The organism is Streptomyces sp. TLI_146, assembly GCF_002846415.1.
Classification (GTDB): Bacteria; Actinomycetota; Actinomycetes; order Streptomycetales; family Streptomycetaceae; genus Streptomyces.
In genome coordinates this window covers 7,346,935-7,364,347 of sequence record NZ_PJMX01000001.1, presented here as the reverse complement: position 1 = coordinate 7,364,347, position 17,413 = coordinate 7,346,935, and the positions used below count along the sequence as shown (strand labels likewise).

General features: G+C 72.7%; 16 protein-coding genes. 5 read left to right on the top strand and 11 right to left on the bottom strand.

The window, feature by feature from the left end; translation table 11 throughout:
* Positions 1-34 precede the first annotated feature (34 nt).
* Genes BX283_RS32735 through BX283_RS32715 form a run of 5 tightly spaced genes read right to left on the bottom strand, consistent with a single transcriptional unit; the run spans position 35 to position 5,294 of the window.
* Positions 35-919, bottom strand: coding sequence for a glycosyltransferase family 2 protein (locus BX283_RS32735; RefSeq protein WP_101391043.1), 885 nt, complete (start codon positions 917-919; stop codon positions 35-37).
* Positions 916-1,695, bottom strand: a complete 780-nt coding sequence (locus tag BX283_RS32730; protein WP_101392704.1) for a CDP-alcohol phosphatidyltransferase family protein — start codon at positions 1,693-1,695, stop codon at positions 916-918. The genes BX283_RS32735 and BX283_RS32730 overlap by 4 nt, the downstream gene beginning before the upstream one ends.
* On the bottom strand, positions 1,673-2,734 hold the full coding sequence (locus BX283_RS32725; RefSeq protein ID WP_101391042.1) for an iron-containing alcohol dehydrogenase family protein: 1,062 nt from the start codon (positions 2,732-2,734) through the stop codon (positions 1,673-1,675). Before BX283_RS32725 ends, BX283_RS32730 begins: the two co-directional genes overlap by 23 nt.
* Positions 2,722-3,459 (bottom strand): sugar phosphate nucleotidyltransferase, encoded by a 738-nt coding sequence (locus BX283_RS32720; RefSeq protein ID WP_101391041.1) that lies wholly within the window; start codon positions 3,457-3,459, stop codon positions 2,722-2,724. Before BX283_RS32720 ends, BX283_RS32725 begins: the two co-directional genes overlap by 13 nt.
* Positions 3,456-5,294, bottom strand: coding sequence for a DUF5941 domain-containing protein (locus BX283_RS32715; protein ID WP_101391040.1), 1,839 nt, complete (start codon positions 5,292-5,294; stop codon positions 3,456-3,458). Before BX283_RS32715 ends, BX283_RS32720 begins: the two co-directional genes overlap by 4 nt.
* A 442-nt stretch (positions 5,295-5,736) precedes the next feature.
* Here BX283_RS32715 and BX283_RS32710 point away from each other — a divergent pair, with 442 nt between their 5' ends.
* Positions 5,737-6,678, top strand: coding sequence for a cation diffusion facilitator family transporter (locus tag BX283_RS32710; protein ID WP_101391039.1), 942 nt, complete (start codon positions 5,737-5,739; stop codon positions 6,676-6,678).
* A 190-nt stretch (positions 6,679-6,868) separates the two neighbouring features.
* A complete protein-coding gene (idi, locus tag BX283_RS32705; protein ID WP_101391038.1) occupies positions 6,869-7,462 on the top strand; it encodes an isopentenyl-diphosphate Delta-isomerase in 594 nt (197 codons plus the stop codon).
* Here idi and BX283_RS32700 read toward each other — a convergent pair.
* Together BX283_RS32700 and BX283_RS32695 are read right to left on the bottom strand one after the other, a co-directional pair.
* A complete protein-coding gene (locus BX283_RS32700; protein ID WP_101391037.1) occupies positions 7,437-7,937 on the bottom strand; it encodes an ATP-binding protein in 501 nt (166 codons plus the stop codon). The two genes, idi and BX283_RS32700, sit on opposite strands and share 26 nt — an antisense overlap.
* Positions 7,938-8,070: 133 nt before the next feature.
* A complete protein-coding gene (locus BX283_RS32695; RefSeq protein ID WP_101391036.1) occupies positions 8,071-8,739 on the bottom strand; it encodes an HdeD family acid-resistance protein in 669 nt (222 codons plus the stop codon).
* A 75-nt stretch (positions 8,740-8,814) separates the two neighbouring features.
* Between BX283_RS32695 and BX283_RS32690 the strand changes: the two genes are divergently transcribed.
* Complete coding sequence (locus BX283_RS32690; protein ID WP_101391035.1) at positions 8,815-9,570, top strand: enoyl-CoA hydratase/isomerase family protein; 756 nt, start codon at positions 8,815-8,817, stop codon at positions 9,568-9,570.
* A 50-nt stretch (positions 9,571-9,620) separates the two neighbouring features.
* On the opposite strand, the gene BX283_RS32685 is transcribed toward BX283_RS32690, so the two are convergent.
* Both BX283_RS32685 and BX283_RS32680 read right to left on the bottom strand, forming a co-directional pair.
* On the bottom strand, positions 9,621-10,256 hold the full coding sequence (locus BX283_RS32685) for a DJ-1/PfpI family protein (RefSeq protein ID WP_101391034.1): 636 nt from the start codon (positions 10,254-10,256) through the stop codon (positions 9,621-9,623).
* Positions 10,257-10,285: 29 nt separating this feature from the next.
* Positions 10,286-11,248 carry a GlxA family transcriptional regulator gene (locus BX283_RS32680; RefSeq protein WP_101391033.1) on the bottom strand — a complete coding sequence of 321 codons (963 nt, stop codon included), beginning with the start codon at positions 11,246-11,248 and terminating at the stop codon, positions 10,286-10,288.
* A 122-nt stretch (positions 11,249-11,370) separates the two neighbouring features.
* Here BX283_RS32680 and BX283_RS32675 point away from each other — a divergent pair, with 122 nt between their 5' ends.
* The gene (locus tag BX283_RS32675) at positions 11,371-12,234 is read left to right on the top strand and encodes a hypothetical protein (RefSeq protein WP_101391032.1); all 864 of its coding nucleotides are present in this window, start codon (positions 11,371-11,373) and stop codon (positions 12,232-12,234) included.
* An 80-nt stretch (positions 12,235-12,314) separates the two neighbouring features.
* A complete protein-coding gene (locus BX283_RS32670) occupies positions 12,315-14,675 on the top strand; it encodes a Tex family protein (protein ID WP_101391031.1) in 2,361 nt (786 codons plus the stop codon).
* 85 nt (positions 14,676-14,760) lie between these two features.
* Here the strand turns inward: BX283_RS32670 and BX283_RS32665 are convergent, their stop codons facing one another.
* Together BX283_RS32665 and wecB are read right to left on the bottom strand one after the other, a co-directional pair.
* A complete protein-coding gene (locus BX283_RS32665; protein ID WP_101391030.1) occupies positions 14,761-16,089 on the bottom strand; it encodes a glycosyltransferase family 2 protein in 1,329 nt (442 codons plus the stop codon).
* Between the two features lie 173 nt (positions 16,090-16,262).
* Positions 16,263-17,396, bottom strand: coding sequence for a non-hydrolyzing UDP-N-acetylglucosamine 2-epimerase (gene wecB, locus BX283_RS32660; RefSeq protein WP_257584018.1), 1,134 nt, complete (start codon positions 17,394-17,396; stop codon positions 16,263-16,265).
* Positions 17,397-17,413: the final 17 nt, after the last annotated feature.

Genomic DNA, 17,413 nt, shown 5'->3' with positions numbered 1-17,413 from the left:
GGTGGCCCGCACCCGATGTTCAGATCCGAGAGTGTCAGATGACGGGCGGACGGCCCAGCCGGGTCAGCCGCCAGACCGTACGCCACTTCATGGGGCGGCGCGGTCCGCACGGAGTGGTCCAGCCTTCCTTGAAGCCGCCGAACCACGCCTTGAGGGCGGGCCCGGAGGGCTTCCTGGCGAGCGTGAGCAGCATCCAGACCCCCAGGTACACGGGGACCAGCGGGGCCGGCAGGTTGCGCCGGGCCAGCCAGACCCGGTTGCGGGCCACCATCCGGTGGTAGACCGCGTGCCGGGAGGGCGCCGTCGTCGGGTGGAACAGGACCATGTCCGCGCGGTAGTCGATCATCCAGCCGGCGTCCAGCGCCCGCCAGGCGAGATCGGTCTCCTCGTGGGCGTAGAAGAACTCGTCGGGCAGCCCGCCGACCTCGGCGATGACCTTGGTGCGTACGGCGTTGGCGCCGCCCAGGAAGGTCGTCACGCGCGAGGAGCGCATCGGGTCGGAGGCGCGCAGCCGCGGGACGTGGCGGCGCTGGGTGACCCCGGTCTCCGGGTCCGCGATGCGGAAGCTGACGATGCCGAGCGCCGGGTCGGCGGCGAACGCCTGGCGGCACAGCTCGGCCGTGTCGGTGTTCGGCAGCAGCCCGTCGTCGTCGAGGAAGAGCAGGATGTCGACCTCGGCGCCGGACGGACCGAACGCCTCGATGCCGACGTTGCGCCCGCCGGGGATGCCCAGGTTCTCGGGCAGCTCCACGGTCCGCACGCCCGCCGGGACGTCCGGGACCGGGGCGCCGTTGCCGACCACCACGACCTCGACCGGGTCGCCGTCCTGCTTGGCGACCGAGTCGAGCAGCGCGCGCAGCTCCTCCGGGCGGTTGCCCATGGTGATGACGACCGCGCCGACCTTCAGCGGGGCGCTCACTTGAGCCTGCTGGAGGCGAGGATGGACACCAGGTGCAGCACGCTCTGGAGCAGCGCGATGCCCGCGAGGACGGCGACGCCGAGGCGGGAGAAGAACAGGTCGCCCCGCACGTGGTCCACGATCGCCAGGACCAGGATCAGCAGGGACGCCTCGATGCCGAGGATCAGCCGGTGGAACTTGAGCGCGCCGGCGGCCCGGCGGGCCAGCGCCACGCCGGACGAACGCGGCTCGGACGCCGCCTCCTTGACGGGCGGCATGCCCTGCTGGTGGCGGGCGACACCGACGAGGTCGGTCTCGGACTTGATCAGCACCGCGCCGAGGGCGGCGAGGGTGCCGAGGAAGGCCCACAGCCAGTCGATGCGGCCGGTGCCCCAGATGTCGGCGGCGCGCAGCCCGAAGCCGACGAGCACGGCGGCGTCGAGCACATAGGCGGCGACCCGGTCCACGTAGACGCCGACCATCGAGTACTGCTTCTTCCAGCGGGCGACCTCGCCGTCGACGCAGTCAAGGAGCAGATAGACCTGCGCCATCACCACGCCGAGCACGGCGCCCCAGATCCCCGGCACCAGCAGGGCCGGGGCCGCGAAGGCGGCGGCGACGGTCATCACGTAGGTCAGCTGGTTGGGCGTGACCTTCGTGGTCACCAGATGCCGGTCGACGCGCAGGGAGACCTCGCGCATGTAGAGCCGGCCTCCCCAGTGCTCGCCGCTCCGCCGGTCCTTGACGCCCGGAGGGTGCACGACCGGGCGGAGTTCAGCTACCGATGGCTTTTGCATAGTCGGCGTAAGCGTCCTTGATCTGGGCTGTGGACAGGTTGAGGTGTTCCAGGATCGTGAAACGGCCCGGCCGGGTCTGCGGCGCGTACGCCACCGCCCGGACGAACTCGTCGGCGGAGAAGCCGATTTCCTGCGGGAGTACGGGCAGGCCGTGCCGCCGCAGCACCTCCGTGAAGAGACCGGACTGCTCGGCGGCGCCGCGCAGATGCATCGCGAAGGCGGCGCCGAGGCCGACCTGCTCGCCGTGGAGCGCGGAGCGCTTGGGGTGGAGCAGGTCGAAGGCGTGGCTGATCTCGTGGCAGGCGCCGGACGAGGGGCGGGTGTCGCCGCTGATCGACATGGCGATGCCGGAGAGCACCAGCGCCTCGGACAGGACGGTGAGGAACTCGTCGTCGCCGACGCCGCCGGGGTGGCGCAGCACCGACTCGCCCGCGGTACGGGCCATGGCGGCGGCCAGGCCATCCACCGGCTCGCCGTTGACCTCGTGCGAGAGCTCCCAGTCCGCGATCGCGGAGATGTTGGAGATCGCGTCGCCGATGCCGGAGCGGACGAACCGGACGGGTGCCTCGCGGATGACGTCGAGGTCGATGACCATGGCGATGGGCGTGGGCACGCCGTAGGAGCCGCGGCCGTTGTCGTTGTCCAGGATCGAGACCGGCGAGCAGATGCCGTCGTGCGAGAGGTTGGTGGCGACCGCGACCATGGGCAGCCCGACCCGCGCCGCGGCGTACTTCGCCACGTCGATGATCTTGCCGCCGCCCAGGCCCACGACCGCGTCGTACCGCTTGCCCTTGATGTCGTCGGCGAGCTGTACGGCGGAGTCGATGGTGCCGTCGGCGACCGGATACCAGTCGGCGCCCGGGAGCACCGGCGCGAGCTTCTCGCTCAGCGCCTGGCCCGAGCCGCCGCTGACCGCGATCGCCAGCTTGCCGGAGGCCGAGATCCGCTGGTCGGCCAGGAGGCCCGCCAGGTCGTCCAGGGCGCCCCGGCTGATGTCGACGACGACCGGCGAAGGGATGAGCCGGGTCAGTACTGGCACGCGATCTCACGGCCCTTCGCGAGGTCGTCGTGGTTGTCGATCTCGACCCACGAGACCTCGCCGATCGGCGCGACATCGATCGTGAAGCCGCGGTTGACGAGCTCCTGGTAGCCGTCCTCGTAGTAGAGGTCGGGGTCGCGCTCGAAGGTGGTCTTCAGCGCGTCGGCGAGCTCGTCGGCGGCGGAGCCCTCGATGAGGGTGACGCCGATGTACTCACCGGTGGCCGTCGCCGGGTCCATCAGCTTGGTGATCGTCCGGACGCCCTTCCCGGCGTCGACGATGACCTTCATCTCCTCGTCGGCGAGGCTCTTCACCGTGTCGAGGGCGAGGATGATCTTCTTGCCCTCGCCGCGGGCGGCCAGCAGCGTCTTCTCGACGGAGACCGGATGCACGGTGTCGCCGTTGGCGAGGATCACATCGTGCTTGATCGCGTCACGGCCGCACCACAGGGAGTAGGCGTTGTTCCACTCCTCGGCCTTGTCGTTGTCGATCAGGGTCAGCTTGAGGCCGTACTTCGCCTCCAGCGCCGCCTTGCGCTCGTAGACGGCCTCCTTCTTGTAGCCGACGATGATCGCGACCTCGGTGAGACCGATCTCGGCGAAGTTGCCGAGCGTGAGGTCCAGGATCGTGGTGTCGCCGTCGACGGGCACGAGGGCCTTCGGGAGCGTGTCGGTGTAGGGGCGCAGACGCCGTCCGGCACCGGCTGCGAGTACGAGGCCGATCATGCGGGTTCTCCTTCGTCATGTACTGCGGGTGCTCCGGAGGACACCCAGAAGCGGATGGACTCCACGACCACCAGGAGCGCGATGGCCACCGCGAGGGCGGTGAGCGCCAGGGTGAAGTCCGTGCCCCGGTCGGCGAGGGCCGCCGCGAGCACCGCGACCACCAGCGTCCGCCCCTCGTGGCCGCCGGTCAGCCGGACCAGCCAGCGCGGCGGCGCGCCGGAGCCGCCCTTGATGCGGTAGACCGTGTCGTAGTGATGGTAGGCGACCGCGGCCACCAGTCCGAAGGCCGCGGGCAAGGCCCCGTTCACCTCGGAGCGGGCGGCGAGGATGAGGACCGTGCCGTATTCGGCGGCCCGGAAGAACGGCGGCACCAGCCAGTCGAGGGCGCCCTTGAGGGGGGCGGAGACGGCGATGCCGGACGTGATCGCGTAGAAGACGGCGGCGACGATCATCTGGCGGCTGCCGAACGGCTGGGTGAGCGCGGCGCTCACCAGGGCGGCGGCGCCGACCGCGGCCGTCACCGGGGCGGCCCAGGCACCCTTGATACGGAAGCGGGTCGCCGCCACGCACTCGGCGAGCGGCCCGCTGTCGGCGAGCTGCGCGAGCGCCTGAGCGGCCCGGTCGGTGCGGGTCGCCCGGCGGGTCAGCGAGCGCAGCACGCGCCCGGCCGTGGTGTAGCAGGCCGCGAAGGCGCACCCGATGAGCAGGACGTAGAAGACGGTACGGGGCGTGGTGACGGCGGTCAGGACCGCGATCATCGCCCAGCGCTCGCCGATCGGCAGCACGATCATCCGGCGTACCCAGACCGTCCAGCCGACCGAGTCGAGCTTGTCGGAGAGGGCGGCGGTGGGGCTGGTGTTGGCGCTGGCGTCGTGGTTGGACTCGTTGAAGGAGAAGTCCACGACGTGGCGGCAGGTCTGGAGGACCATCGCGCCGAGCGCCAGCGCCCATACGTCGTCGCCGCCGCGGGCCGCGCCGAGCGCCAGGCCCGCGTAGTACGCGTACTCCTTGGCCCGGTCGAAGGTCGCGTCCAGCCAGGCGCCGAGCGTGGAGTACTGGAGCGAGTAGCGGGCGAGCTGCCCGTCGGTGCAGTCCAGGACGAAGGAGAAGAGGAGGAGCACGCCGGCCGCAACGAAGCCGCCCCGGGTGCCGGTCGCCGCGCAGCCGGCCGCGATCAGCGCGGTGAGCAGCGAGGCGGTGGTGACCTGGTTGGGGGTGAGACCCCGGCGGGCGCACCAGCGGGCGAGGTAGCGCGAGTACGGGCTGATGCAGAAGGTGGTGAAGAACCCGTCGCGGGACTTCACCGCGGTGCGCAGCCGGACGGCCTCGTCGTCCACCGCGTCCACGGCCTTGCGGGCGGCGAAGGCGGCCTCGGGCCCGGCGGGCACGGTGGCCACCAGCGAGCCGAGCTCGGGGCGGTGCACGGCGGTGCCCCGGTCCTCCAGGGCGGAGGCGAGGCGGTCGACGAGGACGCCGGTCCCGGTGGTCGGGGCGTTCACGGCGACCTGAGCGCCCGAGGCGGCCGGGGCAGGTGCCCCGGCGAGCTCCGCGAGCGCGCGCCCGAGCGCGGGGCGGGCCTCCGCCTGGACCGCCATGGCTCCGGTGACCGCCGCCGCCGGGAACCGGGGGTCGGTCAGGGCGAGGCGCAGGGCGTGCGTGTGGCCCACGAAGGACGGATCGACCAGGGCGACCCGCTCACCGGGCGGGACCTCGGCGAGCAGGCCGGGCAGGTCCTCGGGCCGCTGGGCGGACCGTACGTCGAAGCCCAGCGAGCGCAGCTCGGGTGCGAGCTGCGACCCGGGGACCGGAAGTCCGGTCAGGATGGCGGTCGACAGACGAACTCACTCCTTGGAGCTGGCATGGCTGATGTCCGACGGCCCGGCCCGGAAACAAGCGGCGGGCGGCGCGTCGGCAGAGGCTATCGGGAGGCTATCGGATGCGTGGAACCGGGAGTTCATCGCCTGTTTACGCCCCGATCGGGCCCTGCGGCGGGGGACCGCCGCGTGGATCATCATCGTCGATCAAGGCCGCGCCCCACAAACCGCCCCCCGTCGGCCGGCACCGGGGCTGCGCGCCGTGCGCGACGGCCGCGCACCGCTCTGACCTGCGACGCGTGTGCGAACGGCGTACAAACTGGGAAGGCAGTACGTTTCCGCAGGTCAGGGCACATGACAACGGTGTTCAGTGCCGTGTTGCCCCATACCCCCCGCCCGTAGTTCACTGGCCCCTCGTACGGAGATCGCACAACCTTGCCGACCGTCTGAGAGGTGGCCTTCCATGGGGGCTGGGCACGACCACGGACACACGCACGGCGGGCCGGCGCCCACCGGGACGGCCGCCGCGGCGTACAAGGGGCGGCTGCGGGTGGCCCTGTGCATCACGCTGGGCGTGATGGTGGTCGAGATCGTCGGCGGGCTGCTCGCGGACTCGCTGGCGCTGGTCGCGGACGCGGCGCACATGGCGACGGACGCCCTGGGGCTGGCCATGGCGCTGCTCGCCATCCACTTCGCCAACCGCCCGGCCGGCCACAACCGGACGTTCGGCTACGCCCGCGCCGAGATCCTGGCCGCGCTCGCCAACTGCCTGCTGCTGCTCGGCGTCGGCGGATACGTGCTGTACGAGGCGGTCCAGCGGTTCGTCGAGCCGGCCGACACCTCGGGGCCCACGACGATCGTTTTCGGCCTGATCGGCCTGGTCGCCAACATGGTCTCGCTCTCGCTGCTGATCAAGGGCCAGCAGGACAGCCTCAATGTGCGAGGCGCCTTCCTGGAGGTGCTCGCGGACGCGCTCGGCTCGGTGGCGGTGCTGATCTCGGCCGTGATCATCATGTCGACCGGCTGGCAGGCCGCCGACCCGATCGCCTCGCTCGTGATCGGCCTCATGATCGTCCCGCGTACGGTGAAGCTGCTGCGGGAGACACTGAACGTGCTCCTGGAGGCCGCGCCCAAGGGCGTCGACATGAGCGAGGTGCGCGCCCACATCGTGGCCCTGCCCGGCGTCGAGGACGTGCACGACCTGCACGCCTGGACGATCACCTCCGGGATGCCGGTGCTCTCGGCCCATGTGGTGGTCAGCCAGGAGGCCCTGGACTCGGTGGGCCACGAGAAGCTGCTGCACGACCTCCAGGGCTGCCTGGGTGATCACTTCGACGTGGAGCACTGCACCTTCCAGCTGGAGCCGAGCGGCCACGCGGCCCACGAGGCCCGGCTCTGCCACTGACCGGCGGCGGGCCGGACACCCCTGCTCGCTCGCACGTTCGATGGTTCCGCTTCGGTGCGGCTGGGCACGATCCCTTCTTCGGTGGTGTCGCGCACCCGACGCATTACGGACATGCGCCGCCCGTCGAAGTGCGGACACGCCGCTTTTGTACGGCAGACTTGGCAGCCGAGGACCGAAGCGAAGGATGGTTATGCCGACCACACCAGCCACTACGGCGAGCAGCTCGTCGAACGGGACCGCCGAAGAGATCATGCTCGAACTGGTCGACGAGAGCGGCAGGACCATCGGCACCGCGGAGAAGCTCTCCGCCCATCAGGCCCCGGGCAAGCTGCACCGGGCGTTCTCCGTCTTCCTCTTCGACTCCACGGGCAAGCTGCTGCTCCAGCGCCGCGCGCTCGGCAAGTACCACTCCCCCGGCGTCTGGTCGAACACCTGCTGCGGGCACCCCTACCCCGGCGAGTCCCCCTTCGCGGCGGCCGCCCGGCGCACCCACGAGGAGCTGGGCGTCTCGCCCTCGCTGCTCGCCGAGGCGGGCACGGTCCGCTACAACCACCCGGACCCGGACTCGGGCCTGGTGGAGCAGGAGTACAACCACCTCTTCGTCGGTCTGGTGCAGGCGCCGGTGCAGGCGGACCCGGAGGAGGTCTACGAGACCGCCTTCGTCTCGCCGCAGGAGCTGACCGGGCTGCACGAGCGGGCGCCCTTCTCCGCGTGGTTCATGACGGTCCTGGACGCGGCCCGGCCCGCGGTCAGGGAGCTCACAGGGCCTGCCGCGGGCTGGTGACCGCGCCGGGGGGCGGGGCCAGCGGCAGGGCCACCCAGATGATCTTGCCGCCGCTCGCGGTCTGCTCGACGTCGCAGGCCCCGCCCGCCTCGCAGGTGATCTCGCGCACCAGCAGCAGTCCTCGCCCGCCGGTCTGACCGTAGTCGGTCTCCAGCGCCTTGGGGCGGTAGGGGTGGTTGTCCTCCACCGAGACCCGGATCCACTCGGCGCCGATGGCGACCTCCACGGCCACCTGCGGGGAGAGCAGGGCCGCGTGCCTGACCGCGTTGGTGACCAGCTCGGAGACGATCAGGAGCAGGCCCTGGACGAGGTCGTCGTGGACCGGCACGCCCTGCCGCCGCAGCAGGTCGCGCACGGCGTGCCGGGCCTGCGGGACCGAGGCGTCGATCGCGGGTGCGGTGAAGCGCCAGACCCCCTCGTACGGGAGCGGCCTGGCCGGCGCGGCGTCGGGTGGCACGCTCCCGCGGATCTCCATGTTCCGGCACCCACCCTCGCACTCGGCTGTCACGCTCTTCGTAACGAGTGTTGGGAGTGGCATGGTCCGGACCGGGCCACTGAACAGAAGTCAGCGCGTATCGACCCTTTCTGATCACAACCGCCCGCCGATGTCACATCCCCATGCGCCCCTGATCGTTGTCTGACGGCTTTGCCATGGCTTGCGGGGGTGTCTGCGGTACGGGTTCGGGCTCCCGGGCGTCGGTGTCCGGCCGCCCCTCGGCCACCAGGCCCACGATCCGCCGGCCGCCGACGCCGAGCGCGATCAGGCCGAGGCCGTCGAAGAGCAGGCCGAGCGAGAAGAAGCAGCCGATCACATAGCGGCTGCTGCTCGGCCAGCTCGCCAGCACCAGCACGCCGAGCAGCACGCCGAAGGCGCCCTGCACCAGCGTCCAGCCCATCTGCGGCCCGCGCACCACCACGCTGCCCGCGAGCCGGAACACCCCGCCGGTGAGGAAGAGCAGCGCGGCGAACATGGTGAGCGCCTCGGCCGAGCCCTCGGGACGGCGGATGACCACGACACCGGCCGCGATGTTCAGGGCGGCGACCACCACGCCGAGCCAGAAGAAGTTGGCGCCGCGCGACTGGATCGCGTGCAACAGACCGACCACGCCGCCCACCAGGAGCAGCCAGCCGAACAGGAGCATCGAGGTGAGGGTCGCCACGCCCGTGTAGACGAGTCCGACCAGGCCCGCGAGGGCGAGGACCGCGCCGAGGACGGTCAGCCGTCCGAAACTGCGGCGGAGCTTCCTGCTGTCGCGTGCGGTTGCGGGTGCGGCCATCAGCGCCTCCTCGTGGCATCGCCGGTCGGCCCCCTCTTGATCATAGGAGCGGTCAGCCCGGATAGCATCCGGCGCATGGAGCCGCAGCTGGAGCACACCGTGGCGGACGGGGTGGCCACCGTCGTCATCAGCAACCCCGCCAAGCGCAACGCGATGACCGCCGGGATGTGGCGGGCGCTGCCGCCGCTGCTCGACGAGCTGGCCGCCGACCCGGGAGTACGGGCCCTGGTGCTGACCGGCGCCGGGCCGACGTTCTGCGCGGGCGCGGACATCTCCTCGCTGCGCGCGCCCGGGCCCGGCGAGGACCCGCAGTCGCTCGCGGTGGCGGCCGAGGAGGCGCTCGCCGCCTTCCCCAAGCCGACGCTGGCCGCCGTGCGCGGCTACTGCGTGGGCGGCGGCTGCCAGCTCGCGGCCGCCTGCGACCTGCGCTTCGCGGAGGAGGGCGCCTCGTTCGGGATCACCCCGGCCAAGCTCGGCATCGTCTACGCGTCGTCCTCGACCCGGCGGCTGGCCGCGCTGGTGGGTCCGTCGACCGCCAAGTACCTGCTGTTCTCGGCCGAGTTGATCGATTCGGCACGGGCGCTGCGGACCGGCCTGGTGGACGAGGTGCTGGCGGCGGGCGAACTGGACAAGCGGGTGGCCGAGTTCACCCGTGTCCTCGCCGCCCGCTCGCAGCTGACCCAGGCGGCGGCCAAGGAGTTCGCGAACGGCCGCACCGACCGGGACGTGTACTGGCAGGAGCAGGCGCGCGGCAGCGGCGACACCGCGGAGGGTGTCGCCGCGTTCCTGGAGCGCCGGGACCCGCGCTTCGGCTGGACCGCTTCGGGCTGAGCCGCTTGGGGTTGGGCCGCTTGGGGTTGGGCCGCTTCGGGCTGGCCGCGCTACTGCACGACGAGGTGGCCGCCCGAGCGCAGCCTGGCCACCAGCTCGGCCGGGGCCTTGAGGGGCGAGCCCGCGTCGTAGGGCGGCTGCGGGTCGTACTCGGTCAGCAGTTGCACGGCCTGCGCGTACTCGTCGCCCGCGAGGCGGCCGACCAAGGTGAGCCCCATGTCGATGCCGGAGGAGACCCCGGCGGCGGTGAGGTACTTGCCGTCGGTGACCACGCGCTCGCCGGTCGGCTCGGCGCCCAGCGCGGCCAGGACGTCGTAGGCGAGCCAGTGCGTGGTGGCGCGCCGGCCCTTCAGCAGCCCGGCCGCCGCGAGCAGCAGCGAACCGGTGCACACCGACGTCGTCCAGGTGGTGGTCGCGTCGACGGCGCGCAGCCAGCCGGTCAGGGCCTCGTTCCGCAGCATCTCCTCGGTGCCGGGGCCGCCCGGAACGACCACGACGTCCGGGCGGGGCACCTCGTCGAGGGTCTTCTCGGCGACGATGCGCAGACTGCCCTTGTCGTTGGTCACCGGACCGGCCTGCTCGGCGACGAAGACCGTCTCGGTGTCGGGCAGGCGGCAGAGCATCTCGTACGGGCCAATCGCGTCCAGCGAGGTGAAGCGGTCGTAGAGCAGGATGGCGATCTGCATCGGGTTCCTCTCGGAGTGGGGCGGACAGGTCAGTTGGCGGGGTGGAACCGGCGCCGGTACTCGGCGGGCGCGGTTCCCAGGGACTTGAGGAAGGCGCGGCGCATGGCCTCCGGGGTGCCGTAGCCGCAGGCGCGGGAGATCTCCTCGACTCCGTCGGCGGTGTCCTCAAGGAGCCGCCGGGCGTGCTCGACGCGGACGCGCTCGACGTAGCGGCCGGGCGTCGTCCCGGTCTCGGCCTGGAAGGCGCGGGCGAAGTGGCGCGGCGAGAGCCGGGCGCGGGCGGCCAGTGCCGGGACCGAGAGGTCCTCGCCGGGGTGCTCGGTGATCCAGTGCTGCACCTCTCGCAGCGGCTCGCGGCTGGCGGTCTGAGCCGAGAGCTGGGCGCTGAACTGGGCCTGGTTGCCCGGGCGGCGCAGGAACACCACCAGGTGGCGGGCCACGGTGAGCGCGGCCTCGCGCCCCAGGTCCTCCTCGACCAGCGCGAGGGAGAGGTCGATCCCGGCCGTCACCCCGGCCGAGGTGGCCACGTTCCCGTCGCGTACGTAGATGGGGTCGGGTTCGACGGTGACCTTGGGGTGGCGGCGCGCCAGGGACGCGCAGTACGCCCAGTGGGTGGTCGCCCGGCGCCCGTCGAGCAGCCCCGCCGCCGCGAGGAGCTCGGCCCCGGTGCAGACGGAGACCAGCCGCTCGGCCCGGGGCCCGTGCTCGTGCAGCCAGGCGATCAGGGCCGGGTCCGGGGCGCGGGTGCCGCTGCCGCCCGGCACCAGCAGGGTGTGCGGCCCGGGCGCCTCGGCCAGCGAGAAGTCCGGGACGAGGGTGAGCCGGCTGGAGCTGCGGACCGGGCCGCCGTCCAGCGAGGCGGTGCGGACGCGGTACTCGTCGCCGACGGCCCGGGCGAAGTGGCCGGCCCCCGTGAAGACCTCCATGGGGCCGGTGACGTCCAGGCTCTGGACGTCCTCGAAGAGGACGATGAGGACGGTTCGCTGTGCCATGCCCTTGATTCTTCGGGGCGCCCGAGGTGTCCGCAATGACGAGTACCCCACCTTTCCTGCCACGCCGCGCCCGTCCCGCCCCAGGGCTTCACGCCGTACCGACCAGTCGGTAACCTGCGGCTATGACGTCTCTCCCGCCGCGCGCCGGCCGCCACTGCCACAACTCCGTCAACCCGCTGCACTCGACGGTCTACTTCTCCCCCGACCTCGCCAAGGAGCTCGCGGGGATCGGCATCGAGGACGCGCGCGCCGCCTACTTCGCCGGACGCGCCGCCGCGCTGGGCGCGGTGGGACCCGGCACCGTCACCGCCACTTTCTACAACTTCAACCACGAGCTGGTCGCCCTGCACGTGCCCGCCGTCTGGGACATCGCCTCCCCCGAGGCGGTCCTCGCCGCCCGGCTGCGGGCCGTCGACAGCACCCTGCGGCGCCTGCTCGGCGAGGAAGTGCTCACCTCCCCGGAGATGGCCGAGGCCGCCCGTCTCGCCCTGCGCGCCGCCGAGGGCTGCACCCGCCACGCCCGGCCGCTGTACGCCGCCCACGCCGACCTGCCGGTGCCCGAGGAGCCGCACCTGGCGTACTGGCACGCGGCGACGCTGCTGCGCGAGCACCGGGGCGACGGTCACCTCATGGCGCTGCTCGACGCGGAACTCGACCCGCTGGAGGCGCTGGTCAGCCACACCGCCACCGGCAAGGGCATGGCGCCGCGCTGGATCCTGGGCACCCGCGGCTGGCGCCGCGCCGACTGGGACGCGGCCGTGGGACGGCTGCGCGAGCGCGGGATCCTGGACGCCGAGGGCGAGTTGACCGAGGCGGGCACCGCGCTGCGCACCGAGGTCGAGGAGCGCACCGACCGGCTCGACCGCGCCCCGTACGAGCTGCTCGGCGCGGACGGCGTGGCCCGGCTGACCGAGCTGGCCCGGGGCTTCCTGATGACGGCGCTGGCGGCGGGCGCGTTCCCGGCCGACCTCACCGGCAAGGGCTGACCGGCAAGGGCTGACCGCCGATTGTCGGTGCCGCCTGCCACAATGGCGCCTCAAGCTCTGCGAGAAGGCGGTACGGGATCGTGACGACGTCCATCGAAGGCAGGATCGCCGAGGAACTCGGTGTACGGGAGCGGCAGGTGAAGGCCGCCGTCGAGCTGCTCGACGGCGGGTCGACCGTGCCGTTCATCGCGCGCTACCGCAAGGAAGCGACCGAGATGCTCGACGACGCCCAGCTGCGCACCCTGGAGGAGCGGCTGCGGTATCTGCGCGAGCTGGAGGACCGCCGCACGGCGGTCCTCGACTCCGTACGCGAGCAGGGCAAGCTCACCGAGGAGCTGGAGCGGCAGATCCGCGCCGCCGACACCAAGGCGCGCCTGGAGGACATCTATCTGCCCTTCAAGCCCAAGCGGCGCACCAAGGCGCAGATCGCGCGCGAGGCGGGCCTCGAACCGCTGGCGCAGGGCCTGCTCACCGACCCGTCGGTGGAGCCGCTGGCCGCCGCGGCCGCGTTCGTCGACGCGGACAAGGGCGTCGCGGACCCGGCGGCGGCCCTGGAGGGCGCCCGCGCCATCCTCACCGAGCGGTTCTCCGAGGACGCCGACCTGATCGGCGAGGTGCGCGAGCGGATGTGGACCAAGGGCCGCCTCGTGGCCAAGGTGCGCGAGGGCAAGGAGGAGGCGGGCGCCAAGTTCGCCGACTACTTCGACTTCACCGAACCGTTCACGGCGCTGCCCTCGCACCGGGTCCTGGCGATGCTGCGCGGCGAGAAGGAGGAGGTCCTGGACCTCGTCCTGGAGCCCGAAGGTTCCCCGGAGGACGCGGCGGTGCCCGGCCCCTCGGCGTACGAGAACATGGTGGCGCGCCGCTTCGGCATCGCGGACCGGGGCCGGCCGGGCGACAAGTGGCTGGCCGACACCGTCCGCTGGGCGTGGCGCACCCGGATCCTGGTGCACCTCGGCATCGACCTGCGGCTGCGGCTGCGCACGGCCGCCGAGGACGAGGCGGTGCGGGTCTTCGCCTCGAACCTGCGCGACCTGCTGCTCGCCGCCCCGGCCGGGACGCGCGCGACGCTGGGGCTCGACCCCGGGTTCCGTACGGGCGTGAAGGTGGCCGTCGTGGACGCGACGGGCAAGGTCGTGGCGACGGACGTGATCTACCCGCACGTCCCGGCCAACAAGTGGGACCAGGCGCTCGCCAAGCTGGCGGGGCTCGCCAAGGAGCACGCGGTCGAGCTGATCGCCATCGGCAACGGCACGGCGTCCCGCGAGACCGACAAGCTCGCCGGTGAACTGATCGCCAAGCACCCCGAGTTGAAGCTCACCAAGGTCATGGTGTCGGAGGCGGGCGCCTCCGTGTACTCGGCGTCGGCGTTCGCCTCACAGGAACTGCCCGACATGGACGTGTCGCTGCGCGGCGCGGTCTCCATCGCCCGCCGCCTCCAGGACCCGCTCGCCGAGCTGGTCAAGATCGACCCCAAGTCGATCGGCGTCGGCCAGTACCAGCACGACCTCTCCGAGGTGAAGCTGTCGCGCTCGCTCGACGCGGTCGTGGAGGACTGTGTGAACGGGGTGGGGGTGGACGTCAACACCGCGTCCGCACCGCTGCTCTCGCGCGTCTCGGGCATCGGCGCCGGACTCGCCGAGAACATCGTGGCGCACCGCGACGCCAACGGCCCGTTCCGCTCCCGCAAGGCCCTCAAGGACGTGGCCCGCCTGGGCCCGAAGGCGTACGAGCAGTGCGCGGGCTTCCTGCGCATCCGCGGCGGCTACGACCCGCTGGACGCGTCCAGCGTGCACCCCGAGGCGTATCCGGTGGTGCGCCGGATGGTGAAGTCCACGGGCAGCGAGGTGGCGGCGCTCATCGGCAACACGGCGGTGCTGCGGTCGCTGCGGGCCGACGCGTTCGTGGACGAGACCTTCGGTCTGCCGACGGTCACGGACATCCTGCGCGAGCTGGAGAAGCCCGGGCGCGACCCGCGGCCCGCCTTCAAGACGGCGACCTTCAAGGAAGGCGTCGAGAAGATCGGCGACCTGGAACCGGGGATGGTCCTCGAGGGCGTGGTGACGAACGTGGCGGCGTTCGGCGCGTTCATCGACATCGGGGTGCACCAGGACGGGCTGGCACATGTGTCGGCGCTGTCCAGGACGTTCGTGAAGGACCCGCGCGAGGTCGTGAAGCCGGGGGACATCGTCAGGGTGAAGGTCCTTGACGTGGATGTGCCGCGCAAGCGGATTTCCTTGACGCTGCGGCTCGACGACGAGGCCGGCGCCTCGGGCGGCGGGCCCAAGCGGGAGGGACGGCCGCCTCAGCAGCGGCAGCAGCAGCGGGGCGGTGGCGACCGCAATCGTGGTGGCCGCCAGTCGCCGCCGCCCCCGGCGAACGGGGCGATGGCGGATGCCCTGCGCAAGGCGGGGCTGCTGGACCCGAAGGGTCGCAGGTGACCGCTGGCGTGCGGTGACTTCGGCTGCGGGTCCGCTGTGGCTGATCGCGCAGTTCCCCGCGCCCCTCAGGGGCGCGGGGCATGGGTCACGCCTCCAGGGCCACCGGGCCTGTCGTGAGCGGTTCCGCGTTTCGTCGCGTCTTCGCCCAGCCGTTGCGGCCCCGGGCCATACGGACGAAGGCGCGGGCCGAGACCACGAAGAGGTGGTACGCGTACAGCCACAGCGCCACGCCCCACAGCACCGCCGTCAGACGGGACGCGTCCGGGGCGTGGTCGCGGCGGTACACCGGGCCCCACAGGACGAACGGGCCGATGGCCAGGGCCGCGAGCACCAGCATGAGCGGCCACAGGGCCAGTGAGCCGACGCCGCCGAGGAGCAGCAGCAACGCGCTCAGCGCGAGCGTCAGCAGATGCGCGACCGGCTGGCAGAACGTGTACAGCGTCTCCAGCACGCCCCGGCCGCTGTAGTGGCGGGACGAGACGATGCGCGGGGCGTAGCGCACGCACTGGAAGTTGCCCTGCGCCCAGCGGGTGCGCTGGGTGAGCAGTCGGCGGGCGTGCGGCAGGCCTTCCTGGGAGACCCAGGTGTCGGCGATGTGCGTGATGCGGAAGCCCGCGAGGATCATGTGCAGGCCCAGCTCGTAGTCCTCCAGAAGCGCGCCGCGCTGCCACGGGCGGCGTTCGGCGTCGGCGATCCGGTCGAGCGCGGAGAGCCGGGTGAACTGGCCGTTTCCGCCCAGTCCGACCGAGCCGGTACGGCCGCGCAGCAGCTGCATCCCGGCGTTGGAGACGGCGAACTCCATGTCCTGGACACGGACGAGGAGCCGCGCGAACGCGTTGGCGGTCCGGCCGCGGTCGGGCAGCGGACGCGGGTCGTCCACATTGCGCATCCGCACGCTGATCTGCACCCCGCCGACCTCCGGGTCCCCGAACGCGGCCGGGCCCGAGACCAGTTCGAGGGCGCGCGGGTCGAGCCGCCCGTCGGCGTCCACGACGCACACCACGACCCGGTCGCGGTCGGCGCCCTCCGGCAGGAACTCCCCGAGCTGGTCGTACGCGGCGTTCAGCGCGTCGCCCTTGCCGGTGCGGGCGTCGGGGCGTATTCGACGTACGAGATGGACCCGGCGGTCGTCCTCCGCGAGGGCGGCGACGATCAGCCCGGTCCGGTCGTCGCTGTCGTCGTCGACGACCCACACGTGCGCGGCGGGGAAGTCGCCGCGCAACTGCGTGACGGTGGCCCCCACGACGGCCTCCTCGTCCCGGCACGGCACGAAGAAGTGCCAGTCGAGGGCGGCGGGGTCACCGGCTTCGGTACGCGGCCGGTTGAGGTAGGCGTGCCGGGCTCCGGCCCAGTACAGGAGGAAGCAGGTGAGGAGGGCGAAGGGGAAGAGGAGGATGAGGAGGCTGTCGAGCATGGGGGGCTTTCGGTGAGTGGGGGGCGGCGCCCTCGCAAGGGGCGCGGGGAACTGCGCGACCAGCCGACGACGACCGGCAGCCGACCGACGGCCTTCGGCCACTGAGGGGCGCGGGGAACTGCGCGATCAGTCGGCAACGACCCGCGGTCGGCGGGCGGCCTTCAAGCGAAGCGCTACGCCGCCGTCGCGTACGGCGTGGCGGCCAGTTCCGTCAGCAGGCCCACGATCCGGCGCGACGCGCGTCCGTCCCCGAACGGGCTCGGCAGGGCCGCGAGCCGGGCGCGGCCCGCCGCCCCCAGGGCCAGCACCTGCCGTGCGGCACGCCCGAGCGCGGGACCCGGCGCCACCAGCGTCGCGAAGTCGGCCATCGCCTCCGGCCGTTCCGTGGAGTTGCGGACGACCACCAGCGGCCGCCCCAGCACGGTGACCTCTTCCTGGACGCCCCCGGAGTCGGAGACGAGCAGCGCCGCGTGCCGCGCCAGGGCAAGGAAGTCGCGGTATCCGAGCGGACGGGTCACCCGCAGCGGCCCGAGCAGCGCGGCGAGCCCCGCCGCCTCGACGCGCGCCCGGGTACGCGGGTGCAGCGGCAGCACCACCGGCACGTCGGCCGCGAGCGCGGCCAGCTCCGTGAGGATCGCGCGCAGGGCCGCCGGGTCGTCGGTGTTCTCGGGGCGGTGGACGGTGGCCAGGACGTAGCCGTCCGGGGTGAGACCCAGCTCCTCCAGGTGCGCGGAGCGCTCGTCGGCGGCCGGGAGCCGGCTGTGGACCGCCTCGACCACCGTGTTGCCCGTGACCTCCACGAGCTCCGGGGCCACGCCCTCGGCCAGCAGGTTGTCGCGGTTCTCCGGGGTCGCCGCGCACAGGACGTCGGCGAGCCGGTCGATCAGGACCCGGTTGTGCTCCTCCGGCATGTTCCGGTCGTGGCTGCGCAGCCCCGCCTCGACGTGGACGAGCGGTACCGACCGGGCGTTCGCGGCGAGGGCGCCGGCGAGCGCGGCGTTGGTGTCGCCCTGGACGACCACGGCCAGCGGCGGCTCCGCCAGGAACAGCGCGTCGAGCTGGGCCAGGGCCGCGGAGATCTGGACGGCGCGGGGGCGGCCGCCGATGCCGGTGAGGTAGGTCGGCTCGGGGATGCCGAGGTCGGTGAGGAACCGGCCGGAGAGCTCCTCGTCGTAGTGCTGGCCCGTGTGCACGACGTGCGCGGCGGGGCCGAGCAGGCGGATCAGCTCGGTGAGCTTGACCAGCTCGGGGCGGGTGCCGAGGACGATGGCAATGCTGCGGGGCGGGAGGGGGTGGGAGGTGGGCACGGGGGCTCCTCGGACGG

Excerpts from the sequence above, each read along its gene's own strand:
- BX283_RS32730 (WP_101392704.1), bottom strand. The coding sequence starts at position 1,695 with ATGCAAAAGCCATCGGTAGCTGAACTCCGCCCGGTCGTGCACCCTCCG.
- BX283_RS32720 (WP_101391041.1), bottom strand. The coding sequence starts at position 3,459 with ATGATCGGCCTCGTACTCGCAGCCGGTGCCGGACGGCGTCTGCGCCCC.
- BX283_RS32710 (WP_101391039.1), top strand. The coding sequence starts at position 5,737 with ATGGGGGCTGGGCACGACCACGGACACACGCACGGCGGGCCGGCGCCC.
- idi (WP_101391038.1), top strand. The coding sequence starts at position 6,869 with ATGCCGACCACACCAGCCACTACGGCGAGCAGCTCGTCGAACGGGACC.
- BX283_RS32700 (WP_101391037.1), bottom strand. The coding sequence starts at position 7,937 with ATGGAGATCCGCGGGAGCGTGCCACCCGACGCCGCGCCGGCCAGGCCG.
- BX283_RS32695 (WP_101391036.1), bottom strand. The coding sequence starts at position 8,739 with ATGGCCGCACCCGCAACCGCACGCGACAGCAGGAAGCTCCGCCGCAGT.
- BX283_RS32690 (WP_101391035.1), top strand. The coding sequence starts at position 8,815 with ATGGAGCCGCAGCTGGAGCACACCGTGGCGGACGGGGTGGCCACCGTC.
- BX283_RS32685 (WP_101391034.1), bottom strand. The coding sequence starts at position 10,256 with ATGCAGATCGCCATCCTGCTCTACGACCGCTTCACCTCGCTGGACGCG.
- BX283_RS32680 (WP_101391033.1), bottom strand. The coding sequence starts at position 11,248 with ATGGCACAGCGAACCGTCCTCATCGTCCTCTTCGAGGACGTCCAGAGC.
- BX283_RS32675 (WP_101391032.1), top strand. The coding sequence starts at position 11,371 with ATGACGTCTCTCCCGCCGCGCGCCGGCCGCCACTGCCACAACTCCGTC.
- BX283_RS32665 (WP_101391030.1), bottom strand. The coding sequence starts at position 16,089 with ATGCTCGACAGCCTCCTCATCCTCCTCTTCCCCTTCGCCCTCCTCACC.